Source organism: Edaphobacter sp. (genome assembly GCF_028283685.1).
Classification (GTDB): Bacteria; Acidobacteriota; Terriglobia; order Terriglobales; family Acidobacteriaceae; genus Edaphobacter.
The window spans coordinates 159,927-184,413 of sequence record NZ_JAPWKF010000010.1; the positions used below are offsets into that span (position 1 = coordinate 159,927).

19 protein-coding genes and 1 pseudogene are annotated in these 24,487 nt (G+C 61.9%); 8 read left to right on the forward strand and 12 right to left on the reverse strand.

The window, feature by feature from the left end:
* Window positions 1-65: 65 nt before the first annotated feature.
* Window positions 66-1,037 (reverse strand): SDR family NAD(P)-dependent oxidoreductase, encoded by a 972-nt coding sequence (locus tag PW789_RS18745; RefSeq protein ID WP_299379668.1) that lies wholly within the window; start codon window positions 1,035-1,037, stop codon window positions 66-68.
* A gap of 140 nt (window positions 1,038-1,177) precedes the next feature.
* Between PW789_RS18745 and PW789_RS18750 the strand changes: the two genes are divergently transcribed.
* On the forward strand, window positions 1,178-1,765 hold the full coding sequence (locus PW789_RS18750; protein ID WP_299379670.1) for a TetR/AcrR family transcriptional regulator: 588 nt from the start codon (window positions 1,178-1,180) through the stop codon (window positions 1,763-1,765).
* 6 nt (window positions 1,766-1,771) lie between these two features.
* Here the strand turns inward: PW789_RS18750 and PW789_RS18755 are convergent, their stop codons facing one another.
* The 4 genes from PW789_RS18755 to dacB all read right to left on the reverse strand — a co-directional run bounded on the left by PW789_RS18755 (window position 1,772) and on the right by dacB (window position 5,073).
* On the reverse strand, window positions 1,772-2,173 hold the full coding sequence (locus PW789_RS18755; RefSeq protein ID WP_299379673.1) for a hypothetical protein: 402 nt from the start codon (window positions 2,171-2,173) through the stop codon (window positions 1,772-1,774).
* Window positions 2,170-2,517 carry a cytochrome c gene (locus PW789_RS18760; protein WP_299379676.1) on the reverse strand — a complete coding sequence of 116 codons (348 nt, stop codon included), beginning with the start codon at window positions 2,515-2,517 and terminating at the stop codon, window positions 2,170-2,172. The genes PW789_RS18755 and PW789_RS18760 overlap by 4 nt, the downstream gene beginning before the upstream one ends.
* A gap of 16 nt (window positions 2,518-2,533) precedes the next feature.
* The gene (locus PW789_RS18765) at window positions 2,534-3,286 is read right to left on the reverse strand and encodes a sulfite exporter TauE/SafE family protein (protein WP_299379679.1); all 753 of its coding nucleotides are present in this window, start codon (window positions 3,284-3,286) and stop codon (window positions 2,534-2,536) included.
* A gap of 116 nt (window positions 3,287-3,402) precedes the next feature.
* The gene (dacB, locus tag PW789_RS18770) at window positions 3,403-5,073 is read right to left on the reverse strand and encodes a D-alanyl-D-alanine carboxypeptidase/D-alanyl-D-alanine-endopeptidase (protein ID WP_299379682.1); all 1,671 of its coding nucleotides are present in this window, start codon (window positions 5,071-5,073) and stop codon (window positions 3,403-3,405) included.
* 263 nt (window positions 5,074-5,336) lie between these two features.
* Between dacB and folP the strand changes: the two genes are divergently transcribed.
* Together folP and PW789_RS18780 are read left to right on the forward strand one after the other, a co-directional pair.
* Window positions 5,337-6,254 carry a dihydropteroate synthase gene (gene folP, locus PW789_RS18775; protein ID WP_299379685.1) on the forward strand — a complete coding sequence of 306 codons (918 nt, stop codon included), beginning with the start codon at window positions 5,337-5,339 and terminating at the stop codon, window positions 6,252-6,254.
* Between the two features lie 63 nt (window positions 6,255-6,317).
* A complete protein-coding gene (locus PW789_RS18780) occupies window positions 6,318-7,946 on the forward strand; it encodes an alpha-L-fucosidase (protein ID WP_299379689.1) in 1,629 nt (542 codons plus the stop codon).
* On the opposite strand, the gene PW789_RS18785 is transcribed toward PW789_RS18780, so the two are convergent.
* From PW789_RS18785 to PW789_RS18795, 3 genes are read right to left on the reverse strand one after another with little or no spacing between them, the layout of a single operon-like run.
* Window positions 7,900-8,589, reverse strand: a complete 690-nt coding sequence (locus tag PW789_RS18785) for a TetR family transcriptional regulator (protein ID WP_299379692.1) — start codon at window positions 8,587-8,589, stop codon at window positions 7,900-7,902. The genes PW789_RS18780 and PW789_RS18785 overlap by 47 nt on opposite strands.
* Window positions 8,590-8,599: 10 nt before the next feature.
* Window positions 8,600-9,001 carry a hypothetical protein gene (locus tag PW789_RS18790; RefSeq protein WP_299379695.1) on the reverse strand — a complete coding sequence of 134 codons (402 nt, stop codon included), beginning with the start codon at window positions 8,999-9,001 and terminating at the stop codon, window positions 8,600-8,602.
* A gap of 41 nt (window positions 9,002-9,042) precedes the next feature.
* Window positions 9,043-9,417, reverse strand: coding sequence for a hypothetical protein (locus PW789_RS18795; RefSeq protein ID WP_299379698.1), 375 nt, complete (start codon window positions 9,415-9,417; stop codon window positions 9,043-9,045).
* Between the two features lie 213 nt (window positions 9,418-9,630).
* Between PW789_RS18795 and rmuC the strand changes: the two genes are divergently transcribed.
* The 4 genes and pseudogenes from rmuC (at window position 9,631) to PW789_RS18815 (ending at window position 15,313) form a co-directional block, all read left to right on the forward strand.
* Entirely contained in the window at window positions 9,631-11,139 is a 1,509-nt protein-coding gene (rmuC, locus tag PW789_RS18800; protein ID WP_299379701.1) for a DNA recombination protein RmuC, read from the forward strand.
* A 144-nt stretch (window positions 11,140-11,283) separates the two neighbouring features.
* Window positions 11,284-11,526 (forward strand): acyl carrier protein, encoded by a 243-nt coding sequence (locus tag PW789_RS18805; protein ID WP_022842623.1) that lies wholly within the window; start codon window positions 11,284-11,286, stop codon window positions 11,524-11,526.
* Between the two features lie 3 nt (window positions 11,527-11,529).
* Window positions 11,530-12,781, forward strand: a pseudogene (gene fabF / locus PW789_RS18810) (beta-ketoacyl-ACP synthase II).
* 294 nt (window positions 12,782-13,075) lie between these two features.
* On the forward strand, window positions 13,076-15,313 hold the full coding sequence (locus PW789_RS18815; protein WP_299379708.1) for a TonB-dependent siderophore receptor: 2,238 nt from the start codon (window positions 13,076-13,078) through the stop codon (window positions 15,311-15,313).
* A 143-nt stretch (window positions 15,314-15,456) separates the two neighbouring features.
* On the opposite strand, the gene PW789_RS18820 is transcribed toward PW789_RS18815, so the two are convergent.
* Window positions 15,457-17,895 (reverse strand): TonB-dependent siderophore receptor, encoded by a 2,439-nt coding sequence (locus tag PW789_RS18820; protein ID WP_299379711.1) that lies wholly within the window; start codon window positions 17,893-17,895, stop codon window positions 15,457-15,459.
* A 306-nt stretch (window positions 17,896-18,201) separates the two neighbouring features.
* The gene (locus tag PW789_RS18825; protein WP_299379716.1) at window positions 18,202-19,251 is read right to left on the reverse strand and encodes an alpha/beta hydrolase-fold protein; all 1,050 of its coding nucleotides are present in this window, start codon (window positions 19,249-19,251) and stop codon (window positions 18,202-18,204) included.
* Window positions 19,252-19,439: 188 nt separating this feature from the next.
* Here PW789_RS18825 and PW789_RS18830 point away from each other — a divergent pair, with 188 nt between their 5' ends.
* Complete coding sequence (locus PW789_RS18830; protein ID WP_299379721.1) at window positions 19,440-20,963, forward strand: sialate O-acetylesterase; 1,524 nt, start codon at window positions 19,440-19,442, stop codon at window positions 20,961-20,963.
* 3 nt (window positions 20,964-20,966) lie between these two features.
* Here PW789_RS18830 and PW789_RS18835 read toward each other — a convergent pair whose 3' ends face one another.
* Both PW789_RS18835 and PW789_RS18840 read right to left on the reverse strand, forming a co-directional pair.
* The gene (locus tag PW789_RS18835) at window positions 20,967-21,710 is read right to left on the reverse strand and encodes a YIP1 family protein (RefSeq protein ID WP_299379725.1); all 744 of its coding nucleotides are present in this window, start codon (window positions 21,708-21,710) and stop codon (window positions 20,967-20,969) included.
* A 92-nt stretch (window positions 21,711-21,802) separates the two neighbouring features.
* Window positions 21,803-24,484, reverse strand: a complete 2,682-nt coding sequence (locus PW789_RS18840) for an ABC transporter permease (RefSeq protein WP_299379730.1) — start codon at window positions 24,482-24,484, stop codon at window positions 21,803-21,805.
* Between the last annotated feature and the right edge of the window lie 3 nt (window positions 24,485-24,487).

A 24,487-nucleotide genomic window follows, 5' to 3' on the forward strand; every position in this document is an offset into this window, starting at 1 on the left:
TCCAGACAAAAGCAGGGCGACCTCAATCAGAGATCGCCCTGCCACCACATCATCAAAGAAGACGCTTAGAAGGTCTCGCCGACCAGCTCCTCGCTCTTCTTCCAAAGAGCCTCAGCCTTCGCCGCATCCAGCGCATACGAGTAGACGCCGCCCGACATCAGATCCTCGCTGGGCGAGACCAGCTTCGCCACATGGCAGTCCTCGCAGTAGTGTGCGCCGACGGCATCGGCATCCGCCACAACCGCGGCCCACACGCTCGTCGCCGAGCCTTGTGGAATCGTCTTGAACTCGAACGGCGGAAGCCCCGCGGCCTCACGCTGCTTTCTCATGTTCTCCAGAAAGCCGTCGAAGTCCGCCTGCGACATGTGCCGCCCAAGCTCCGTCTGAATACCGCCGGGATGCACCGCGGTCGCACGCACGCCGCGCGCCTTGTGACGGGCATCGAAGCCTACCGCGAACTGGATGTTCGCCGTCTTCGAACGCCCATATGCCAGAAACGGGACGTACTCGCTCTTCTCGAAGTTGATGTCATCCAGGTTCACATCGGAGAAGCGATGTCCTGCCGACGACAGGTTCACCAACCGCCCGCCGTCCTTGATCAGCCCCGCAATGCGGTTCACGAAGACGAAGTGGCCCAGGTGGTTGGTGCCAAACTGCGTCTCGAAGCCGTCACTGGTGAAGCCCTTGGGAGTCGCCATGACACCGGCGTTCGCGATCACCACGTCGAAGGTGTCGCCCTTGGCGTTCAGGGCGTCGGCGCACTTGCGCACGCTCGCCAGGTTGGCCAGGTCCATCTCGACCACGGCAAAGCTGCCGCCATTCTCCGCCGCAGCCTTGCGCACCTCCGCCGTCGCGCCTTCAGCCTTCTTCAGGTCGCGTGCCGTGCCCACCACATCCGCGCCGTGCGCGGCGAGCGCACGCGCCGTCTCCACACCCAGGCCAGCCGAAACACCGGTCACCAGGATGCGCTTGCCCTTGAGGTTCACGCCCTCCAGAACCTCGTCCGTCGTCGTCTTTGCACCGAATTCCTTTGCCATCTTCTGCTCCTTTGCGGTCGCTCTCGGCTGCCTGCCTGCAAACTGCCACCTTGACCGGCAGCCGCAAAAGCGGTAGAAACGGAGAGCGTCTCCGCAAGGTGGATAATAAGCGGAGACAGTCTCCGCTTGCAAGCTGCCCCGTGTTAAAAGATCAGAAACAGACCGCCACCCCTCGGAAGCCGCGCGCAGATGCGCAGCGTAACCGCTCCCATTTGCTGGAGATAGCCCGTCAGGCCTTCACCCGCTCCGGCGGCGATGCCAGCATGGACGAGATTGCAAAACTGGCAGGAGTCGGCCCCGGAACCCTCTACCGTCACTTCCCCAACCGCGATGCTCTGCTCGAGGCCGTCTACATCACCGAGCTGCAGAAGCTGGCCGTCGCCGAAAAGGAGTTCGCCGCGACCCTGCCGCCGGTCGAGGCGCTGCGTGCGTGGATGAAGCTCTTCGTCGACTACATCGCTGCCAAGCAGATCATCCACTCGGCGCTCGATGCCCTGGTCTCTCGCGGGTCGAACGTCTTCGACTGCAGCCTCTCGCTGATCCAGGGATCCATCACCGGACTGTTAAGCCGAGCCGTCGCCAGCGGAGACATACGCGGCGACATCGACGGGATGGACCTGCTGCGCGCGCTCTTCGGCGTCTCCAACACGGCCTCCAACCCGGACTGGCCGGTGAGCGCGAAGCGGCTGGTCGATATCCTCATCCTCGGCTCAAGACCAGTGGAATAGTCGTCGCTACCGCAACCGGTCCCTCACCGAACCGCGCACCAGGTAGAGGAAGAAGACCAGCACCAGCAGGGCGCGGATCAGGAAGAAGGCCACCTTCGTCCTCTCGAAGAAGTAGAAGTCGCCGGAGCTCAGCAGCAGGCAGCCCGCCGTGACGATCGCCCATCCCCACTTCCTCAGCGTCAGCAGTCCGAAGATGCCCACGCCCAGAATGGTGCAGACGCCCAGCACGCTGTACTTGGCCGTGCCCATGCCAAAGGTGCCGCGCAGCGCGGCGAAGACGTTGAGGATGGTCATGAAGATCATGAACATGCAGATACCGGCGATACCGGGCAGCATGCCGCCGGCGCGGGCCTCCAGCCGACGGATCTCGGCGGCGTCCTTCGAATCGATCTGGTTCTCGTCGTTCATAGCGTGTGCAGGTATGCCAGCAGGTCGCTCAGGTCCTCGTCGCCAAGGACGTTGGCCTGCGCCGGCATCATACCCCTTCCGTGAAGAATCGTGGCCGTGACGCGCTCATCGGTGGCTGCTGCGCCGCTCGGCAGGTACTGCTTCTTGTACACGCCCATCAGCGGAGGCCCAACGATATTGCTGTCGTTGCGGTCCGCATGGCAGATGACGCAGTGCTGCTGAAAGACGTTGTAGCCGCTCTTCTCATGGGCGGTCAGCTGGTTCAGAGGCTTGGGCTGAGGCCCGGAAGGCTTACATCCCGCAAGGCCACAGGTCATCATCAACAGCAAACACAAACGACGCATATCGTTATTCTCTCACTTATCCGCGCGCCGCCTGAGCAAGCAGCAATGCCGCGATGCCGATAAGGCCGGCATAGACATAGCGAAGAAAGTGATCTCCGTGCATGCGGTGATTCACGGCTCGGCCGAGCCAGATCGCCGGCCAGAGCACCGGCAGGCACAACAGGTAATAGCGGGTGACCGCCGGCACCCACAGGCCAGCCAGCCAGTAGCCCACCATGCCGACGATGCTTGCGGGGAGAAAATATCCCTGGAGCGTCGCGCGAAACTGCTGCGCCGTCCAGCGTCGCATGGCGCCGTAGATCACCAGGGGCGGTCCATTCATCCCCCAGGCTCCGCCGAGTACACCGGCGAAGAATCCGCAGCCGAACAGCAGGCCTCGATGCTCTTCCTTCAGCTCCGGCGGCCGGCGGCCGAGGAGCGAGTAGAAGGAGAACGCCAAAATAAAGATTGCCAGGCAGACCTTGACTGCGCGTTGGTGGCTGCTGGTCAGCAGCAGGAGGCCTGCCGGAATGCCTAACAGGGTGGAGGCGAACAACCACCCCGCACTACGCACGTGGATCTTGCGCCAGTCCTGCACCACCACCACGGCAGCGATGGTAATGGAGACAAGGACCGCTAAGGGTGCTGCCACAGTAATCGGGATATAAAGCGCAAGCAGGGGGACGGCAACCAGCGCCTCGCCAAACCCAAAGGCGGAGCGGATGAATGTGGCAAAGAACACCACGCCCACCACCTCCAGCGCGACGCCGCTCACGACACTCGCGATCACTACTGGAAGACCTTCCGCATGCTTCTATTCTAAAGGATGCCGGACCATCATAAACCTTTTATACGCAATGATTTAGAAGGACAAATTTCTCTGATTTCGTGCCGGATTTATGCCATCTAGTTCGCTGCGGCGATCAGCCCGACGATCTTATCCATCGCCTTCATGTCCTCACTCGAGTGCGGCGAGTGGGTCGAGTCCATGATGGAGAAGATCACCGTCTTTCCGCTGGCGCACTCGATGAAGCCGCCCAGGGCACGTGCCTCTCCCAGCGTACCGGTCTTGGCGAAGACGTGATCCTTGAGCGCTGTCCTGCCGAAGCGCGCGACCAGCGAGCCGTCTTCGCCGCCGATCGGCAACGTCTTCTTCCAGTCGGCGAACCAGGGCTGCGTCGTCGCATAGTGCAGCAGCTTCACCGTCGCCCGTGGGGCCAGCAGATCGTGGCCGCTGAGGCCCGAGCCATCGAAGAAGACGAAGTCGTCGGGGTCGATGCCGACGCGCGTCGTAAGGAAGGCGCGGACCACGCGGGCTCCGTTCGCCGTCGAGCCATCACCCAGCACGGCAGCGCCGACGTTGTGCAGAAACATCTCGGCATGCAGATTCTGGCTGACCTTGTTGGTTACGGTCATGTCCTCGATCAGGGCGGGCGAGGTGTGCGTAGCCAGCACGGTCTCCGGCGCAGGCGCAGCGCAGTTGCTGACGCATGCGGTGGGCGTGCCCTTGGCGATGGCGTAGCTGCGGTCTTCGAGCGTCACGGTCTCGTGCGAGGCAGCATAGTAGCCGCGGGAGTCTGTCGGGAGACGGTGCTTCGCCTTCGCCACGCCGGTGACGAGGATGCCGCGCTGCTCCAGCAGCGATTTGAAGACCATCGCGGCGTACTCGGCGGGATCGTGGATGGCGATCTCCTCATCGTCCGGCTGCGCGTCAACTGCAATGGAGCCGTAGAGCCGCAGAGCCTTCGAACCCATCGCACGGTCGATCTGCACATGGCTTCCACTTTTTGCTGGACCGGTGATCAGCGCCGTCGCATCGACGGTGTAGTAGGGCGCGATGGGATCGAGCGTGATGACGGCAGGCTGGCCCGGAGCCGCTCCGGGAGCGACCTTGAGCACGAGCTGATTGTCGGTGATGGTGAGCGCGGAGACGGGCGCGCCATAGCCCCACAGCGAATCGTCGATCGACCATTCCTCGGGATAGGGTTCCCACGGATAGAGCGTGTCGTCGCCGACGATGTCGCCGTTGACCACCTTCAGGCCGGTCTTCGCAACATCGTCGGCCATCTGCTTCAGGTAGCGCAGAGCGTCGGGCTCAGGCAGCGCAGGGCCGCCCGGTGTGGGCTTGGGACGAAGTGCAGGCGGAACGTACGGGATGGTGCGTCCGGAGAGGTTGGCGTCGCCGCCACCTACCAGCACGACATCGCCTGCAAGGTTCGCGGGCGTGTTGAAGCTGCCACGCGCAACCACCCTGGTCTCAAACGTCGCCTGCGAGCCGAGCAGGGCGAGCGCGGTAGCCGTGGTGAACATCTTGGTGTTGCTGGCGGGCTGAAAGAGCTGGCCATCGTTCAGCGAATAGATCGGTGTACCGTCCATCGCCGTGACGTCGATGCCCCAGTGTGCGCGAGCGACTGCGGGCGCGGAGAGCACCTCGTCGATCTGCTTCGCCAGTGGCGTGCACGGGCCGCTGCGTCCCGCCTTCGCCGCTACCGCACCATCGCATCCCACGTCGGCTGTCTGCGCCATCAGAGGACACACCGCCGCCGCCAAAGCCGCCACCACCAGCACTTTGTTCATATCCGCGCAGTCTAGCATCTTGTGGCGGCGTGGTTGTGGATGGCGGATGCTTTGGGAGCTGTGGCTAGCAGAGTGCATTTAGGGCTGGGAGGCATTGCGGCCGAAAAGCAGGTTCCTCCACTGCGCTCTGCGCGCTTCGGTCGGAATGACAGTTTTTGGGTGGCGTGCTGTGAAGAAAAGCAGACGCCTCAACTGCTCTGCGAAATGGCAACGGGATTTAGAAGGAACGAAATCGAAGATGCAACGGGCATAGACTTCTGTTAATGCCTTTTGCTCCTCGATCCTCGTTCGTGTGGAAGCTGCGCTCGCGCTCGCTGGAGCTTGGCGCACGCACGCTGGTGATGGGGATTCTGAACGTGACGCCGGATTCCTTCTCCGACGGCGGGCACTTCTATGACGCGGCCTCGGCCCCCGAACGCGCGCTGGACCACGCGATCCACATGCTCGACCACGGCGCGGACCTGCTGGATACAGGCGGCGAGTCGACACGTCCGAACGCGACGCCGGTCTCGACGACAGAGGAGCAGCAGCGCGTGCTGCCGGTGATCGAAGCCGTCCTGCGCGAGAGGCCGCGCACCGTCATCTCGATCGACACCTTTCATGCGGAGACGGCACGCGCCGCAGTGGCAGCAGGAGCCGAGATCGTCAACGACGTCAGCGGCCTGATGTGGGACGATGCGATGGCGGCAATCTGTGCTGAGCTGCGCTGTGGCGTGGTGCTGATGCACGCACGCGGAACGCCACAGCAGTGGAGCACACTGCCTGCTCTCGACAAAGCGGAGATTATGCCGACGATTACGCATGGCCTGGAAGAGTGCCTTGCGAAGGCCTCCGCCGCAGGGATTGCGCGTGAGGCGATCGTGCTTGATCCGGGCCTTGGCTTCGGCAAGCGCGGCGATGAGAACTACACGGTGCTGGCACGGCTCGACGAGATGAGGCACTTCGATCTGCCGCTGCTGATCGGCCTGTCGCGCAAAGGCTTTCTGGCACAGACGCTGGCGACAGCACCGGGGCTTGGCCAGATTTACAAAGAACTGCCCGCGCCTGCTGACCGCCTGCATGCGACCGTTGCGGCAGATGTGGCAGCGATTCTCGCAGGGGCGCATATCGTGCGCGTGCATGACGTGCAGGCGGCAGCAGAGGCGGCGGCGATCGCGGACAGCATCCTGCGTCGCGGCTGAGCCAGATCCCAGATCAATGATGCGTGATGGATCGCAGCACGCAGATCGAATAGAGTGGCTGGCATGCCTTTCACTCGCAGACAGTTGATCGCAAACACGGCTCTCGCCTCTGGCTATTCCCTGATGCCCCGCACGATGCATGCTTTTCAGCAAGGCGCACCTGCCGGTTCCCCCGATGCCTACGCCACGCCGCTGCCCGATCTTGCAGGGCCGGTGCAGCCGACGTGGGAGTCGCTGCGCGAGAGCTGGCACGTGCCCTCGTGGTTCAACCAGGCGAAGTTCGGCATCTTCATTCACTGGGGGCTTTACTCGATTCCGGCGCACGGGAGCGAATGGTACGAGCGCCATATGTATAAGGATGCGGACGGCATCGCGTGGCACGCCAAGACCTATGGTCCGCAGGACAAGTTCGGATACAAGGAGTTCATCCCCCTCTTCAAGCCGGACAAATATCACGCCGAGGAGTGGATCTCGCTCTTCAAACGCGCCGGTGCAAACTATGTCGTTCCCGTAGCGGAGCACCATGACGGCTTCCCGATGTACGACTCCAGGCTGACGCCGTGGTGCGCGGGAAAGATGGGGCCGAAGCGTGACCTGACGGGCGAACTGGAGGCCGCGGCACGAAAGCAGAACATGATCTTCGGCCTCTCGTCGCACCGCATGGAGCATGCCTACTTCGCCTATCCCGCGAAGGGCCTGAAGAACGACCAGTTCGACCCGAAGTATGCGGGCTTCTACGGGCCGCCGATCGACCAGGAGTTTAACTCCGGCAACAACTCGAAGATCTTTCAGATGGACTGGCTGGCAAGGGTGCAGGAGCTGGTGGATAAGTTCTCACCGCAGCTGCTGTACTTCGACAACGGCGTGAACTCGCGCGCCTACGACGAGGTAAAGCTGCGTGCAGCGGCGTATCTGTACAACCGCGCCAGCGAGCGCGGGTACGAGACGACGCTGGCGACCAAGGATGACGCATTTCTTTATGGCACGGTGCAGGACTTCGAAGGGACGCACCATGCTCCGAAGTGGCCGTACGCCGGGGCGTGGCAGTGCGACAGCCCTATCGGCAACTCATGGGGCTACATCGAAGGCCTGAAGGTTGCGAGCGGCCTCTCGCTGATTCACCAGTTCATGGCGGTAGCCAGCTGCGGCGGCAATCTTCTGCTCAACGTCTCGCCCAGGGGGGACGGTTCCATCCCGGAAGACCAGCAGGCGTCGCTGCGTACGCTGGGCGACTGGCTGGCAGAGAACGGCGAGGCAATCTACGGCTCACGCGCCTGGATCAGGCCGGGGGAAGGGACGGGAGTGACTGCAGCTCCGAATGGCGACTGGAAGGGCCGCTCGACGGCCATCCTCGACTGGCCGCGAGTCGAAGCGGAGAAGCAAAAGCCATATACGGAGGCCGACTTCCGCTTCACCACCAAGGACAGCAAGCTCTACGCCATCGGCTACAAGTACCCCACGGGTGAGGCAACGCTGAAGAGCTTTGCCTCCGGCAACGCGAAGATCGAGCGCGTCTCACTGATCGGCAAGAAACCCATAACGGTGAAGTTTCGGCAGACGGTCGACGGGCTGGTATGCCCTCTGCCCTGCCCGCACTGCGGCAGCGGACGAGCCTTATGTGCTGCGGATCGAAGGGACGATGCCGCTAGGACTTTGATTGCCTATCGAGTGCTGCCTCGTCGCCGTAGATGACTTCAAGCAGCTCGGCGGCGAGCTTGTGTAGAGGGCGAAGGAAGGGATTTCCCGCGAGCTTGATGCCGGTCATGACCATCTTCAGCGTCTTGTCATAGAGCACCATAGTGCGCCTTTGCCCGGCGCTGCGGTCGTAGACCCAGAAGAGGATCAGGCCCATCTGGTACATCCAGAGGAGGCGGGGAAGGTAGGGGGTGAGGTTGGAGGGCAGTTTGATGCCGGCCTGCGTAACTGCCTTTTCGAAGAAGGCGATGTCCTGCTCGCGGATCGCCGCGGTTTCCTTGCTGAAAGGCGAGAGAGGATGCTCAGGATCGGCGTGTGCGGAGAGGGCGCCGAGAAGCTTGCGGTTAGGCGCAAAGACCTCGAACTTGGTGGAGATGATGGCGCGGAGCAGCGGTTCGAGCAGCTTGTTCTTGCCCATCTGTTCCGCGATGAGTGACAGCATCTCTGCCTGGGAGCGCTCGTAGAAGGCCATCACGATGGCCTCCTTGGACTCGAAGTAGTAGTAGGCGGCGCCAGCGGCGACACCGGCGGCGGCTGCGATCTCGCGCATGGTGGCACGCTCGAAGCCGCGCTCACGGAAGATGTTCAGCGCGGCATCGAGGATGCGGGTTCGTGTCTCTTCTGATTTTCTGGTCTTCATGCTTCAGGGTTCATCTTAGCTCTGACGACCTGGCGTACCGCGGCTCTAACGATCTGGCGTGCCTCATCCTGCTCCCTTTCTTCAACGTTGCCAGGACCAGCAGGTCGAAGGAGAAGAGGACGCCGAGCAGCATCAGGCCAAAGCCCAACTTTATTAGCACCATATCCACCAGCTGCGTGCGCGAACTGAGATAGTCCTGCGTCAGCAGCGTGACGCCGAGATAGCCCGCACTGACGATTACCAGTCCGGCGATCAGCAGCCTGCCGACCCAGGCTTCCACGGATGGCCGATCGCCTGACGAGGGCTTGCCGGCAGGCTCACTTGCCAGATACAGCATGCGTGCCAGGAACGCTGTCACGACAAACAGAAGAATCGGGTAGGTCCAGTAATAGGCTTCGAGACTGATTCTCATGATGGTTCTCCCTTCTGCTTTCTTGAACCGGCATTTGTTATTCAGGCGATGCGGGGCGGCGGGATGACTTCCGGCTGCGTGGAGCGGTGGCGCATCTTGGCGAAGATGATGATGTTGAAGAAATGCATGCCGCCGAGGATGAGCAGGACGACGCCGATCTTGGTGCTCTCCAGCTCGATGGCCTCGCGGAGAGTCGCCAATGGCGCATGCGTGGTGAGGGCCAGGGCAATGTAGCCAATGTTGATGAGGTAGAAGCCGACGACGAGCAGGTGGTTCACGGAGTCGGCCAGTTCGGCGTTGCCGTGGAAGGCGTCGACCAGGAAGACACGGCCGTTTTCATGCAGCGTGCGCGCGACCCAAACAGTAAGTGCAACGCTGATGGCGAGGTAGACGAAATAGCAGGCTGCAACATTCATAGCTGTACTCCTTCTCTATTTTTGAACGCGTTCGAAAATAACCTATCTCAATAGATACCAGCTTTCCAGCCCGGGTTGCAGATATTTTTGAACATGTTCGAAAATATTTAGGCTGACGTTCTGGCTCATGAAATAACGCGATGCTTCGCTTTCCACATGGCGGATAGCGGCTGGCTAACGGGTCGGTGCTATTCTTTGGCGAAGGAAAGACGAATGTTCATCATCCTCATTGCCTGCCAGATCGTGACGCTTCTTGCCGTTGTTGTGCTTTTGCTGCGTAAGCCTGCGGCTCCGGCGGTCGATCCGCGGCTGGCGCAGGTACCGGACCAGCTGACGCGGATGGACGCACGCAGCGAGGCGTTGCAGCGCAGCTTCGAGACGCTGGACCGCGGCCTGCGCGAGTCGCAGGGGCAGATGCGCGGCGAGATGGCGGTCGAGGCACAGCGGACGCGCGAAGCAAATGCGAAGGACTTCGGCAGTCTGCGCGGCGAGGTGACCGAGAACATCGCCGCTCTGGGCAGGACGCTGCAGGAGGGGCTGGGTGGCTTCCGCGCCGACAATAAAACCTCGGACGACATGCTGCGCAAGGCCGTGCTGGACCAGATGGACGCGATCGCGCGGCGGATCATGGCGTTTACGACAGAGATGAATCAGCAGCAGCAGGAGCTGCGCGAGGCGCTGAACGCGCGGCTGAAGGAGCTGATGGCGAGCAATACGCTGCTGCAGGAGCAGCTGCGGACGGCGGTCGAGGGGCGGCTGAACAAGCTGAACGAGGACAACAGTAAGGAACTCGAAAAGATGCGGCAGACGGTGGACGAGAAGCTGAACTCGACCCTGCAGACGCGGCTGACCGAGAGCTTCGGCCAGGTGACCGACCAGCTGAACAAGGTGCACACCGGGCTGGGCGAGATGACGAAGCTGTCGGATGGCGTGAACGATCTCAGCCGCATCTTCACCAACGTGAAATCACGCGGCGGCTTTGCCGAGGTACAGCTGGGGATGCTGCTGGAGCAGATGCTGGCTCCGAGCCAGTTTCTGCGCAACGCCAAGGTGAAGGACGGCTCGCTGGAGGTGGTGGAGTTCGCGGTGCGCTTCCCCAGCCATGCGGGCGAGACGCTGCTGCCGATCGACGCGAAGTTCCCGCGCGAGGACTGGGAGCGGCTGGAGTCGGCGTATGAGAGCGGAAAAACCGATGAGATTACTGCCGCGGGCAAGGCGTTCGAGCAGGCCATCCGCACCGAGGGTGACCGCATCTCGTCGAAGTACATCAACCCGCCGAAGACGACGCCTCACGCGATCATGTTTCTACCCACCGAGGGCCTTTACGCCGAGGTGATGCGGCGCGACGCGCTGCAGGCGGAGATCCAGTCGAAGTGCAGGGTGACGATCGCCGGGCCGAGCACGCTGTCGGCGATCCTCACCAGCTTCCAGATGGGCTTCCACATGCTGGCGATCCAGGAGAAGGGCGACGAGGTGTGGAAGGTGCTTGAGGGGACGAAGAAAGAGTTCGGCAACTTCGAGCAGCTGATGGGCAAGATGGAGGCGCAGGTGGGCACGGTACAGAACACGATTCAGAAGCTGGGCGTGCGGACCCGGGCAATCAACCGGACGCTGCGCGAGGTGGGCGAGACGGACAAGTCGCTGCCCGGCGCGATGCCGATCGATTTTGACCAGGCGGCAGGCATCACAACGTTTCTTGCTGCATCGAATGACGAGGATTGACAAATGGCTTTTTGCCATGAATTCATGGGCGGGGCGTAGCTTTACACGCTGGTAGACCGTCAGTATGCTTTAGATTGGTTCAGCGGAAAGGCCCCCGGGCCAAAACGCGACAGTTTTGACCCAAAAGGTACATAGGAGAACGTGATGGCAGCAGTTGATGAAAAGGTGAAACAGATTATCGTCGAGCAGCTTCAGGTGGATGAGGCCGAGGTCACCCCCGGCGCCTCCTTCCAGGAAGATCTTGGAGCTGACTCTCTCGACGTTGTAGAGCTTGTCATGCAGTTCGAAGAGGCCTTCGACATCCAGATTCCCGATGAGGATGCGGAGAAGATCAAGACTGTTAAAGACGCCATCGACTACATCGAGAAGAACCAGAAGGCGAAGTAACCCATGCTTGAACGTCGTGTCGTTGTAACCGGCCTCGGCCTTATCTGCGGGGTCGGTAATACTGCGTCTGAGGTTTGGGACGGACTGTTAGCTGGCAAGAGCGGTATGGCGGAGATTACAGCCTTCGACCTGACCGGTCATCCGGTGCGGTTCGCAGCCGAAGTGAAGAACTTCGATCCGCTGCAGTTCGTCGAGAAGAAGGAGTCCCGCAAGATGGGGCGCTTCATCCACTTTGCGCTGGCGGCATCGGCGGAAGCGATGAAAAGCTCCGGGCTTGAGGTGACCAACGAGATCGCCGATCGCTTCGGTGTGCACATCGGCTCCGGTATCGGTGGATTCGACGTCATCGAGCGGGAGCACTCTGCGATGCTCGCAGGGGGACCGCGCAAGATCTCGCCGTTCTTCATTCCCGGTTCGATCGTGAACCTCGCCGCCGGTCACGTCTCCATTCGCTACAACGCGAAGGGGCCGAACGAGGCCACGGCGACGGCCTGCACCTCGAGCGCGCACTCCATCGGCGACGCCTTCCGCATCATCCAGCGCGGCGATGCCGACGCGATGATCGCCGGAGGCACCGAGGCCGCCATCACTCCCATGGGAGTCGGCGGATTCGCTGCGATGAAGGCACTCTCGACGCGCAACGATGATCCCCTGCACGCCTGCCGCCCCTTCGACAAGGACCGTGACGGGTTCGTGGTCGGCGAGGGCGCGGGAATCCTGATCATGGAAGAGCTGGAGTTCGCCAAGGCTCGCGGCGCGAAGATTCTCGCCGAGGTGATCGGCTACGGCATGTCCGCCGACGCCTATCACATGACCGGCATGGCACCCGAGGGCGAAGGCTGCTTCCGCGCGATGTCGGCCGCGATCAAGGTCGCGGGAATCTCACCGGACCAGATCGACTACGTGAATGCGCATGCCACGTCGACGCCTTTGGGCGACGCGCTGGAGTCGCAGGCGATCGAGAACGTCTTCGGCGAGCGCGCCAGGAACGGCACGCTGCTGGTGACGCTCCACCAAGTCGATGACCGGCCACCTCCTGGGCGGCGCGGGCGGACTTGAGGCAGGCATCACCATTATGGCGATGCTTAACCAGACGGCGCCTCCGACGATGAATATCGTCGAGCTGGACCCGCAGTGCCGGTTGAACTACGTGCCGAACAAGCCGCAGGCAGCGAAGATCGACTACGCGCTGTCGAACAGCTTCGGCTTCGGCGGAACCAACGGCTCGCTGGTCTTCAAGCGCTGGATGGAATAAGCCACCAATACCGTTACATACCAGCAGGGGCGCGGAATTATCCGTGCCCCTGCTGCTTTTAAGGCACTTTTTGGCCTGGAGCAGAGCGACTGGGCGTGGGCTGCGGAATGCATGGTTCGCCGCAGACTGTGCGTTTTTCGCACATCGTATAGATCTATCGATCCATAATCGTCGAAAATCGTAGCAAGGGATACTCCGACCTCGTCTCCCCATGAGAGCGATGCAGTGAGGCGGAGATCTGACGAATGGGCCGCCAAGCGCCCAGAAGTAATTGCACAACTTATTGGAGACGGGATGACCATCACATCGAAGTGGGGCCGGCGCGGGTTTGCGCTGGCCGGAGGAGTACTTGTTGCGGCCTGCGGGCGCTACGGCTCCGCGCAGAGTGCAACAGAGAAGCAGCAGCCGATCCAGGTGAAGAGCTCGGTGACGGTGACGGCGCAGGCGGACGGCTCGGCCGACGCAGCCTATGCGACGCAGGCGGTGGACCCGGGCGTGATGGGGACGCAGCCGGTGGTGAATCAGCCGTTTACCCTGACCACATTGCCGACGCAGATGATGGTGAACACGCAGGTGAAGAGCTTCAAGGACGCGATGGCATATATGCCGCTGGTCTCCTACACGGAGCAGCAGGGTCCGGAGGTGCTGCGTCCTGCGACCCGCGGGTTCCAGGGCTCGATTGCGCAGAACATCCGCATGGACGGCATGGCGATGGCGATCACCGGCGGCAATCCGATGGAGCAGTACCAGAAGCTGCAGGTGGAGAACGGCCTGGGCGCGGCGATGTACGGCCCGGCAAATCCTTCGGGCATGTTCGACTTTGTGCTGAAGCGGCCGACACCGGAGCGCACGACGAACGTGTATCTCGAACAGGACAGCCGCTCGGTGGGCACGTTGTGGCTGGATGCGGGCGGACGGATGGGCGCACGCAAATGGTTTGGCTACCGCACGAATCTTTTATTTGGCGACGGCACGATGTGGGTGGACCAGAGCCGCCTGCGGCGCAGGTTGGCGATGTTCGCCTTCGATGCGCGGATAACGGACCGCACAACGGTGGACGCACACTACAGCGCGTACGATCTGGTGCAGCGCGGCTATCCGGGGTGGTTCAGTTATGGGCAGAACACGGCGGCGGGCGGCACGACGCAGAACCCGGCTCCATCGTTCGTCCTGCCGAAGGCGCCGGACCCGACGGTAGTGGGCTTTGGGCAGGCGTATGCCGGTGTGAACCTGACGACGCAGACGACGAGCGCGCGGCTGCTGCATGAGTTCAATCCCAACTGGCACGCCATGATGGGCGGCCTGGCGCAGCGGCTCGACCGCTTTATCGACACGCCGGTGAACAAGATCACCTCGAACAACGGCGATTACAGTTCGTCGCTGGCGACGGGATTTGCGCCACGCTTCGGCGTGGAGAGCGACCTGGGCTACATCACCGGCACGGTAAACCGCTGGGGCATCCGGCAGGATGTGGTGATTGCAAGCGAGGGCTATCGCTTCAACCAGTACAGCTACCAGACGCCGTCGGCCGCCTCGGTGCTGCTGGGCACGGCGAACGTGAACGCGCCGAAGATCTTTGCTCCTCCGGCGGCGGGACTGCCGCAGAACAAGGGGCTGTATCAATCGGCGGTGGTGCACCAACAGGGCATCAGCGTAGCCGACATGATCATGCTGCCGAAGCGGTTTGCGGTGCGTCTGGGCGCGAGCCAGGACTGGATCGGCGTGGACAACTACAGCTCGGTGACGAAGCGGTCGGGCGGATCGAACAAGAACGGCATCAGCCCATCGGTGAGCGTGATGTACAAGCCCACCGAATCGATGACGGCGTATGCCACGTATGCGAGCAGCCTGCAGCAGGGCGATATCGCTCCGGGCGGCACGGTGAACGCGGGGCAGGCGCTGGCGCCATATCGCAGCAAGGAGTGGGAGGTCGGCTACAAGACGGCGCTCCCGGGTGTGACGCTGACGACGGCGCTGTTCCGGCTGGAGCGTCCGTTTGCGAATACGGTGTCGTATAACGGCACGTCGCAGACGATCTTTCAGATTGTGGGCCAGCAGGTGAACTACGGCGCGGAGATCTCCGGGCAGACGATGATCATGCATCGCCTGCTGCTGAATGGAGGCTTCACGGCTCTCAACGCGCGGCTGAACGACACGGGCGTGGCGGCGACGAACGGCAAGCGGTTTGTCGGCATTCCGGGATACCACTCCAACCTGTACGGCGAGTACCGCATGCCGTGGGTCGCGAATCTTTCGATCACGGGCGACTGGCAGTTTACGGGGCGCAGGACGGACGATGACGAGAACCTGCATACGACTGAGGGCTTCCAGACAGTGAACCTCGGCTTCCGCTACGACCACCGCATCTGGAAGAAGATGGCGACGCTGCGGTTTACGTCGAACAACATCGGCAATGTACGGTACTACTCGACGATTGCAGCGGGAGATATTACGGGCACGAATGCGAGCGCGAACACGGCACACCTGGGGGCGCCGCGGACGATCTCAACTTCGCTGCAGTTTGCGTTTTAAAAGCGGTGGCGACGGGCTGCGGAGGGAAGCGCAGATTCCTCCGCTCTGCTGCTGCGGAATGACAATGTGTACGAAGGAGAAGAGGCCCGGCAAAATGCCGGGCCTCTTCGTTTTGCTGCTGACGGTGCTACCGCTGACGGTGCTTAGAAGTTCCAGGAGACCGTGCCACGGATGACGCGGGGTTCGCCCGGCTTCACGTAGACGTCGCTGTAGGAGCCTGCCCAGTAGCGCTTGTTGCCGAGGTTGTTGGCGTTGACCTGCCACTGCGTTGGGCCGCGGCGGTAGGTCATCGACGCATCGACGACACCGTAGCCGGGCAGCTGGAAGGAGTCGGCGAGATCGCCTCCCTGGGTGGTGTAGTGGCGTCCGCCGATGCCGAAGCCCAGGCCGCGCACGGGGCCGCGCGGGACCTCGTAGGTGGACCAGACACTGAAGATGTTCTTCGGCGCGTTAAGCGTGGGGGTGCCATAGGCCAGCGAGGTGTCATCGGTGACGATGGCATTGATGTAGGAATAGGCAGAGGTAATGTTCCATCCGGCGAGTGGGTGAACAGTGGCCTCCAGCTCGACGCCTCGGCTGCGCTGCTGGCCGGTGACGAGGTAGAAGTTGGGGTGGCCGGGATCGCTGGTAGAAACGTTGCCGCGATTGAGCTGGAAGATGGCCACGGTGGTCATGAGGCGGTTGCCGAGGAAGGCGCTCTTGATGCCGCCCTCCCACTGCTGGCCGCGCTCAGGCGCGATGAAGTGGCCGGTGGTGGTGCCGTCGTAGACCATGCCGGACTGGGGAAGAAAGGACTTGCTGAAGCTGGCGTAGACGGTGGTGGACGGGATGGCCTGCCAGGTGACGCCGATGCGCGGGGTGAGGCCGGTGTCGTTCTGGTTGGCCGTGCCCTTGCTTTCGTTCTTTGCCAGGTCCATGCGGCCTCCGGCTGTGACGGTGATGCTCTTCGGCAGGCGGATGTGGTCCTGCAGATAGATGCCGGTGTACTGGGTGACGGTATCGCTGGAGGTGTAGAGCGAGAGCGCCTGGATGGGGTTGGCTCCGTAGACGGGGTTGTAAAGATCGATGCCCTCGTAGACGGGATTGCTGAAGTCGATGGAGTAGCCGCGCGCGGTGGTGGGGTTGCGGTAGAAGTCGACACCCAGCAACGCGCTGTGGTCCATGTGCAGGAAGCTGCCGCGCGCCTCCACGCTGGTGTCGGCCTCATGCGTCTGCCAGGGGCCATGCCAGCTGAGGGGATAGCGGTAAAGCGTGCGCTGGTCCGCGTCGAGATAAGACGGGTAGTAGATGCGGTTCCAGTCCTGCGTGTACCAGGCGAAGCGGGCGTTCTCGCGCAGGGTGAAGTGCTCGCTGAGGCTGTGGTTCAGCTGCACACCGAACTGACGGTTAGCCTGCGCAAGCTTGTTGGCGTTGGCCTCCAGTTCGCCGTCGTAGGTGCTGATGGCGATGGGGCCATTGATGTTGGGCAGCGCGGTACCAAGCGCGGGCAGCGGCATGCCGTTGCGTCCGTTGTCGCGCTGGATGCGGCCGATGAGCGTGAGCGTGGTGCCGGCACGGGGCTTCCAGGTGAGCGACGGCGCGAAGTAGTAGCGGTGACGGTAGGCGTAGTTCACGTAGGAGTCGGACGAGTGATAGAGCGCCGCGAGTCGACCGTAAAGGGTGTGCGAGGAGTTCAGCGAGCCGCCCATGTCGATGGCAGGATCGACGAAGTTGAACGAGCCTGCGTTGAGCTGCGCGTGGATGAAGCGGTCGGGCACGGGCTTGCGGGTGACGATATTGACGATACCGCCCAGCACGCTCTGTCCGTAGAGCGCGGACGATGGGCCTTTGAGCACCTCGACGGACTCGAGGCCCCAGGTCTCTTCCATCATGCCGTTGCCGCCGCGCAGGCCATCGATGTAGGTGTTGAAGGAGGCGTCGAAGCCGCGGATGCGGTAGTAGTCCCAGCCGTCGTAGTAGCCGCCGGGCATGACGCCGGCGACGTTTTTGAGGGCATCGTCGAGCTTGACCACGTTCTGCGAGTTCATCAGGTCGCGGTTGACGATGCTGATGGCCTGCGGCACCTCGTTGAGCGGGAGATCGGTCTTGGTGCCGCCGCTGGACTCGGTGACGGCGTAGGCATTGCCAGCGGAGACGGTGACGGCGCTCGAGACCTGGCCGACGCGCAGGACAGCATTCAACTCGGTGGCAGTGTCGGTGTTGGCGATGCGAAGCTGCTGCGTGGTGCTGCCGAAGTTGGGCGCTTCGATGCCGAGCAGGTAGGCGCCTGCGGGCACGATGAAGGTGTAGGCGCCGGTGGCAGAGCTGGTGGCCTCAGCGTGGAAGCTGTCGCCGCAGGTGAGCGTGAGATGCGCGTTGGGGATGGCCGCACCGGAGGGGTCTGTGACAACGCCGGTGAGCTTCCGCTGCGGTCCTGTGGAGGTGCTGCAGGAGACCGGCGCCCCCTCAGCACCAGCGGTGCCCTCGGAGCTCTCGGCCGCGCCCGGGAGTTTGCCGTCATCGGCCCGCACGGGGACTGCGATAGCCGCCGTGGTGAAGAGGGAGGCGGCGAGAGCCAGGAAGAGGAGGCGAGTTGAGCGCATGCGTTCCTTTCATTTCTGCCGGCGCGACCGGGATGGCCGCACGAAGGCATGCGCTCATCGGCCGGACGTGCGGCGACGGCGCAGGGGGTTGAATCTGAGGGTTTTATGGAGACGAGGGCGTCAGGTCTCTGCCGGGCGCACGATACTTAGAGCGCCGGAAACTCCTCAGGAGGATCTCCTCAGAGGCGCAGCGCTTCGCCAAAAGACAGCCGCAGAATCTGAGTCATAACTTGCAAATAGGACTAAATAAGTCCGCGTTCAGTGTAACGTGATTCCGCCGATGACGGCAATCCTTTTTGCCGCTGCCTAGTGAGCGGCGAGGTGCTGCCGGAAGAAGGGCAGCACCTCGTTGCGGATGCGTCCGTCGGTGCTCCAGTAGGAGTCGCCGGTGCCGTTGTACTCTTCCGCTTCATGCGGGATGCCGTACTCGTTGAGCAGGTGGGTGAGGGCATGGTTGGAGTAGATGTGGTCGTAGATGGAGTCGTTGCGCGACCAGTCGAACTTGAGGCCGCGGAGGGTGCGGATCTTCTCGGCATTGGCCGGGACCAGCTCGGCGATGAAGAAGTTCGCGCGGAGGCGGCGCGTCTGCGCGGCGTCGATGGTGAGCGTGTCGCCACTCTTTGCAGCGGGAAGATCGACGAAGAGAGGAGGTCTCGAGGCATCGGGCAGGAAGGCCTGAAAGATGGAGAGGAAGAGCGCGGAAAAGCCTGCGTTGCGCACCTGGTCGATGGAGGTGGCGTGACCGAGGAGATCCCAGTCCGGTCGCGAGGTCATGGCCTGGACACCGGAGCCGGTACCGACAGGGTGCATGCCGTAGACGGAGCCGAAGACGTCGGGGTGCAGCATTCCCAGGCGTAGCGCGCCGTAGGCACCGATGTAGTTGCCGGTGATGCCGCGGGATGCGCTCGTGGGCAGGGTGCGGAAGTTGGCGTCGATGTAAGGCACAAGTTCCTTGACGACGTAGTCATCCCAGTTGCCGGTGACAGGCGAGTTCGCGTACCAGGAGGGACCGATGGGCGTGTTGAGATCGGGAGCGACGACGATGCAGGCGGGCAGCGCACCGGAGGCGATAGCTTCGTCGAAGACAGTATCGGCATGGTGCTGGTCGAAGTCGCCGCGAAAGCTGCCTATGGGATTTGGCAGCATGTAAATGACGGGATAGTGCTGCGCCGATCCTTCATAGCCAGGAGGCAGATAGATGGCGACCCGGCGCTCCGTGGGCGTGCCGATGGTGCTGCCGCGCAGGCTTGCAGCGTCGATGTGGCGTTCGATGACTGCCCCATACGCAGCAGGCGCAAGAGTGAGCAGGATGAGGCTGAGAGCGGATCGCGTGATGAGTGCGTTGTGAAGGGGCATCGTCTACTCCGTGCGCAGGCGTTTTATGTGACCCATTACTACTTCAATGTAGAACTAATAGCTCATCCTGTCTACGAAACGACTTTAATAAAGGACTCGAAGACGAGGTATTCTTCCCTGCCCTGTCTACGGGTGACGCTGCTTCGGGCTTTTCAGGGTATAAAGGTTGGCGTTGGAGACATGTGCCGATGATGCTGCGTTCCGCCCTGATGCCTCGATGCTTTCTGATGCTTGCCGCCGCCACCTGCTGCCTCGCCGCTGCTCACGCCGAGGTTACGCTGCCGAAGATCCTCTCGAGCCACATGGTGGTGCAGCGCAATATGCCGATCCATGTATGGGGCACAGCCGCGCCGGATGAGAGCGTGACGGTGACCTTTCACGCGAGTACCGGGACGGCGAAGGCGGGGCCGGATGGGCGCTGGAGCGTCTACCTGCCTGCCGAGCCTGCGGGCGGAGGTCCGTACACGCTGACGGTGAAGGGCACCAACACCATCACGCTCGACGACATTCTGTTGGGCGATGTGTGGATCGCCTCCGGGCAATCGAATATGGAGATGCCGCTGATGGGCTTCAACGGCGCTCCGATCAAGGACAGCGAAAAGGTGATCGCGGCAGCGACCCGTCCGGAGATCCGGCTGCTGTTTGTGGAGAAGGACTCGTCAGAGTACCCGCTGGACGATGCGAAGGCGGTGAAGGGCGGCTGGTCGCAGTGCACGCCGGAGACGGCGAAGACATTCTCAGCGGCGGCTTACTTCTTCGGCCTGGAGATTCAGCAGCGGGAGAAGGTGCCGATCGGGCTGATCGACACGACATGGGGTGGCACGCCGGCGGAGGCGTGGACGAGCCTGGAGACGCTGTCGTCGGATGCGGGGCTGATGCAGGTCTTCGCGGGACGAGCGGCCCATATGAATCGTGAGGCCTCGGAACGCCGCTACGGCGAGATTGCCAAGGCGGCGGTGGCAGCAGGCAGGCCAGCGCCTGCGCCGCGTGGATGGAAACCCGATCCGACGTCGTGGGAGCCCGCGGGACTGTACAACGCGATGATTGCACCCTTAACCCCAATGCCGATTCGCGGCGCCATCTGGTACCAGGGGGAGGCCAACCGCGAGGCTGGTTACGCGGAGACGTACAGCCGCCTGTTTCCGGCGATGATCCAGGACTGGAGACGACAGTGGAGGCAGGGCGACTTCCCTTTCCTGTTCGTGCAGCTGTCGTCGTACAGCATCCCCGGTGACTCCGGCTGGGGACTGGTGCGCGATGCGCAGCGCCGCACGCTGGGCCTCACGCAGACGGGCATGGCCGTGACGCTGGATATCGGCGAAGAGAAGAATATTCATCCGCCGGACAAGGAGACGGTGGGCAAGCGGCTGGCATTGGCCGCACGCAGCGTCTCCTATGGCGAGAAGCTGGTGGCGAGCGGACCGCTGTATCGGCTGGCGTATCCCGTGGGCGACCAGATGCACGTGTGGTTCGACGAGGCCAAGGGGCTGAATGCGAAGGGCGGCGCGCTAACGGGCTTTGAGCTGGCAGGCACAGACGGCAACTTCGTTGCAGCGACGGCGAAGATCGAGGGCGACACGGTGGTGGTCAGCAGCCCGCAGGTGGCGCAGCCGAAGTTCGTGCGCTACGCATGGGAGAGCTACTCGACTGCGAATCTTTACAACGGCGCGGGGCTTCCGGCGAGCACATTCACCTCGTTCCCCGTACCGTAGCGATTAGCTGAAGGCTGTGGCCATACCGACACTAAGCAGAAGGCCGAAGACCCACCATCCGATGATGACGGCGGCGGCCTTGCCGCGTGAGACCTTGGCCACGATGGACGTTCCGAGGATCAGCAGCACGAGCACCCAGATGCCGATGACATCGAAGAAGCCAAGCGCTGCTCTCACCGCCGCTCCAGCGTCGGGCAGGTAGTAGGCGGGGTTCGTGCCGACGGGGTTGCGCAGATCGAAGCCGTCGGGGTCCGCGCCAAAGACGAGCGACAAGATGGAGAGCAGGCCTGCGATGAGCCTGGGCAGCGAGGCGTACACGCAGATGGCAAACATCTGCATGTAGGTGGTGCGCGCGCCAAGACCGAAGTTGAACGAGACCCAATAGAGAAGCGCCGTGATGGCAACGAAGATGAGGATGATGACGGGTGAGGCGTAGCTGGTGTAGCGATATCCACCCGCCATACCGCGAAGCTGCGCGGCGCGCTGCTCTGGTGTCAACTGGCTCAGCTTCTCTTCCTGTTGCGGACTCTGGTGGATCTGGTTTTCGACGACACGCGGCCAGCCGACCTGCTTTTCGATGACGAAGCTATTGGCCAGCGTCATGACGACCATCAACAAAAAAGGCAGCAACCACTTCGCGCTGCGCAGGATGTCGGTGAACGTCTTCGAGGGAGCGATGAAGACATCGACGACGCGCTCCACTTCGCTTAAGCCTTTCGTAGTGCTAACGGCCACGTCTTCGCTCATGAGAGCCTCCGCCTCGCGCTGATCGTAACGACAGATTTTTTACTTTGCGAGGATTGTAGACCCTCCTTCCTGCGGGGACGAAAAGAATATGACTACTCGCTGCGCAGCACAGTGGCGGGATCGACTTGTGTGGCCGAGCGCGCGGGAAGGAGCGATGCCATCATCCCTGTTGCGGCGAGCAGGAGGAGCACGATGGTGTAGCTGAAGGGATCGTGCGGGCCGACATCATAGAGCATGCTGCGCAACAGGTGCGAGAGGCCGAGCGCGGCACAGAGTCCAACGGCAGCTCCGCATACGATGAGACGCAGGCTGCGGCCGAGGATCATGCGCAGGATACTCTCACGGCTGGCACCGAGCGCCATGCGCACCCCGATCTCGCGCTCGCGCTGCGTGACGAGATAGGCGATGACGCCGTAGAGGCCAATGACGGCCATCAGCAGTCCAGTGGCTGCGAAGAAGCCGACCAGCACAGTCGCGAAGCGAGGCTGGTCGGCGAGCTTGCTCACTCTCTGCTTGAGAGTTGCAATATCTACAGGAATCGTAGGATCGAGAGCTGAAACCTGTGCGCGAATCCACTTTGCGGTCTCATCGGTAGTCAGCGAGCTTCGGACAACAATCAATGAAGTCGGGCCCCAGACTCCATGACCGGCCCAGTCCTCTTCGCGGTTCCGTCGCAGATGGTAGTACTCCGGCATCTGCTCGCCCGAGAGCCCACCATTTTTCACGTTGGCGGCTACACCGATAACGGTGTACCAAGGCGCATTAGGATTGTTAACGTGATTGAAGTTCAATCTCTTCCCAATCGCATCATGAGATGGAAACAACATCTCCGCCAGACGCTGACTGAGGACGACGAAACGATCGTTGGAATTCAGATCCTCTTCGTGGAAGCCTTCGCCCTGCACCATCGAGATATCCAGAGCACGGAAATAATCCGGTGAAATCAGGCGATATTTCACAACAACATCTTCTCCACCGATCGTTCGAGGTCTACCCGAGACAAAGATCTCCCCATAACGCACGCCGTCATGCCCATCCGCAGGAGGCAGACTATCGCTTACGGAGACGACACTGATTCCTGGGCCAAAGCGCAGTCGCGTTGCCAGCAACTGGAAGAAGTTCATCTTGCTTACAGGGGTGGAGTAGTTGCGCGCGCCCAGCGTGATGCTGGCTGTGACCGTGTTGTCTTCACGCATTCCAAGCTGCTGGCTCTGGAGACTCCAAAAACTGCGCAACAGCAACGCTGCTCCTGTCAGCAGCACGACGCTCATCGCAAGCTGTATAACAACGAGCCACTGACGAATCGCAGCATGTGACGTCGATGTAACGGAGCGGCCAGTGAGGACATCTTCGCGTGGTCGCTGCAGCGCCGGGATCAATCCGAAGACCAGGCCGGAGATCAACGAAAGAACAACGGTGAACGAGATGATTCGCAGATCGAGCTGAGCCTTGTGAATATAAGGAATACTCGCAGGCGAGAGGGCAATGAACACTCGCAACAGGCCCTGTGCCAGGAGAGTGCCGGCAATGGCACCGGCAGCGGAGAGAAGCAAGGCCTCGGTCAGCGCCTGACGTATTAATCGAGCTCTGCTTGCACCAAGCGCGGAGCGTACCGCAAGCTCACGTTGTCTTACAGCTCCTCGCGCCATCAATAGGCTCGCCACATTCGCACAGGCGATAAGCAGCACCGCAAACACCGTTCCCAGAAGTACCCAGGCCGTTGAATGCACGTTCTGCATCTGACGATCGCGAAGCGATCGAATTCTCAGGTGAAAATCAGCGCGGATCTCTGCTGGAATCCACTTTTGCGTCTGCTCGAAGAGCGGCCCCAGCTGGGCGTATGCCTGCTCCACTGTGACTCCCGGCTTCAGCCGTGCAAAGACGCGCTTTGGAGATCCAATCCCTTCGTTGGATTTACGGTCCGCCGCCTCATCCATGGTCATGGGAAAGATTACGTCGGCCTCTTGCAACCGCGGCATCTCGAAGTCGCGTGGCAGGACGCCGATCACGCGGACGGGCTTCCCATCGATCTCGATAGTTCGGTTCAACACACTGGGGTCGCGGTTGTAATGCCGCAACCATAAGCCATAGGAGATCAGTGCGACATTCGGTCCTCCCGGGCGCCCCTCTTCCGGAAGGAAATTACGGCCCAACACAGGAGAAACTCCAAAGGTCGGAAGATAATTGACCTCGATAGTGGGGCAGCTCAACTGTGCGGGATTGCCCTCCGTCAGATCGCACTCTCTTGTAACAGCTCCCTCCGATGTCATTGCCTCGAAGGGTTGCTGATTCCTCCGCCAATCGTAGTAAAAGCCGCCGAGCATAAATTCTTCCGTCTCCATCGAATGCACCAGTCCCACTGAAACCAACCGGTCCGCATGCGTGTAAGGCAGAGTACGAAACAAGATTCGATCCACAACGCTCAAGACTGCCGTAGTCGCTCCTATTCCAAGAGCCAGGATCACGATGGTAGTAATCGTGAAGCTCCGACTGCGAGAGAAGCCGCGCAAGGCATAGCGGACGTCCTGAAGAAAGATCTCGAGCCAGTGCATGGGACTGACTTCGCGGGAGTGCTGGCGTGTGCGGGAGAGGCTGCCGAAGGCGATCATGGCCTGGCGGCGTGCCTCGTCGGGTGACATGCCGCGGGCGATGTGCTGCGCGGTCTCCTGCTCGATGTGGAAGGCCAGCTCGTCGTCGAAGTCCGTGTCGCTGCGGCGAAAGATCATGCGCAGGCGGGTGGTCCACAGTCGCAACGTCTCTCGCAGCGTGTCCATCGG

Bases quoted from the DNA above. Each gene is read 5' to 3' on its own strand.
- PW789_RS18745 (WP_299379668.1), bottom strand. From the start codon at position 1,037: ATGGCAAAGGAATTCGGTGCAAAGACGACGACGGACGAGGTTCTGGAG.
- PW789_RS18755 (WP_299379673.1), bottom strand. From the start codon at position 2,173: ATGAACGACGAGAACCAGATCGATTCGAAGGACGCCGCCGAGATCCGT.
- PW789_RS18760 (WP_299379676.1), bottom strand. From the start codon at position 2,517: ATGCGTCGTTTGTGTTTGCTGTTGATGATGACCTGTGGCCTTGCGGGA.
- dacB (WP_299379682.1), bottom strand. From the start codon at position 5,073: ATGAACAAAGTGCTGGTGGTGGCGGCTTTGGCGGCGGCGGTGTGTCCT.
- folP (WP_299379685.1), top strand. From the start codon at position 5,337: ATGCCTTTTGCTCCTCGATCCTCGTTCGTGTGGAAGCTGCGCTCGCGC.
- PW789_RS18780 (WP_299379689.1), top strand. From the start codon at position 6,318: ATGCCTTTCACTCGCAGACAGTTGATCGCAAACACGGCTCTCGCCTCT.
- PW789_RS18785 (WP_299379692.1), bottom strand. From the start codon at position 8,589: ATGAAGACCAGAAAATCAGAAGAGACACGAACCCGCATCCTCGATGCC.
- PW789_RS18790 (WP_299379695.1), bottom strand. From the start codon at position 9,001: ATGAGAATCAGTCTCGAAGCCTATTACTGGACCTACCCGATTCTTCTG.
- PW789_RS18795 (WP_299379698.1), bottom strand. From the start codon at position 9,417: ATGAATGTTGCAGCCTGCTATTTCGTCTACCTCGCCATCAGCGTTGCA.
- rmuC (WP_299379701.1), top strand. From the start codon at position 9,631: ATGTTCATCATCCTCATTGCCTGCCAGATCGTGACGCTTCTTGCCGTT.
- PW789_RS18805 (WP_022842623.1), top strand. From the start codon at position 11,284: ATGGCAGCAGTTGATGAAAAGGTGAAACAGATTATCGTCGAGCAGCTT.
- PW789_RS18815 (WP_299379708.1), top strand. From the start codon at position 13,076: ATGACCATCACATCGAAGTGGGGCCGGCGCGGGTTTGCGCTGGCCGGA.
- PW789_RS18820 (WP_299379711.1), bottom strand. From the start codon at position 17,895: ATGCGCTCAACTCGCCTCCTCTTCCTGGCTCTCGCCGCCTCCCTCTTC.
- PW789_RS18825 (WP_299379716.1), bottom strand. From the start codon at position 19,251: ATGCCCCTTCACAACGCACTCATCACGCGATCCGCTCTCAGCCTCATC.
- PW789_RS18830 (WP_299379721.1), top strand. From the start codon at position 19,440: ATGATGCTGCGTTCCGCCCTGATGCCTCGATGCTTTCTGATGCTTGCC.
- PW789_RS18835 (WP_299379725.1), bottom strand. From the start codon at position 21,710: ATGAGCGAAGACGTGGCCGTTAGCACTACGAAAGGCTTAAGCGAAGTG.
- PW789_RS18840 (WP_299379730.1), bottom strand. From the start codon at position 24,484: ATGGACACGCTGCGAGAGACGTTGCGACTGTGGACCACCCGCCTGCGC.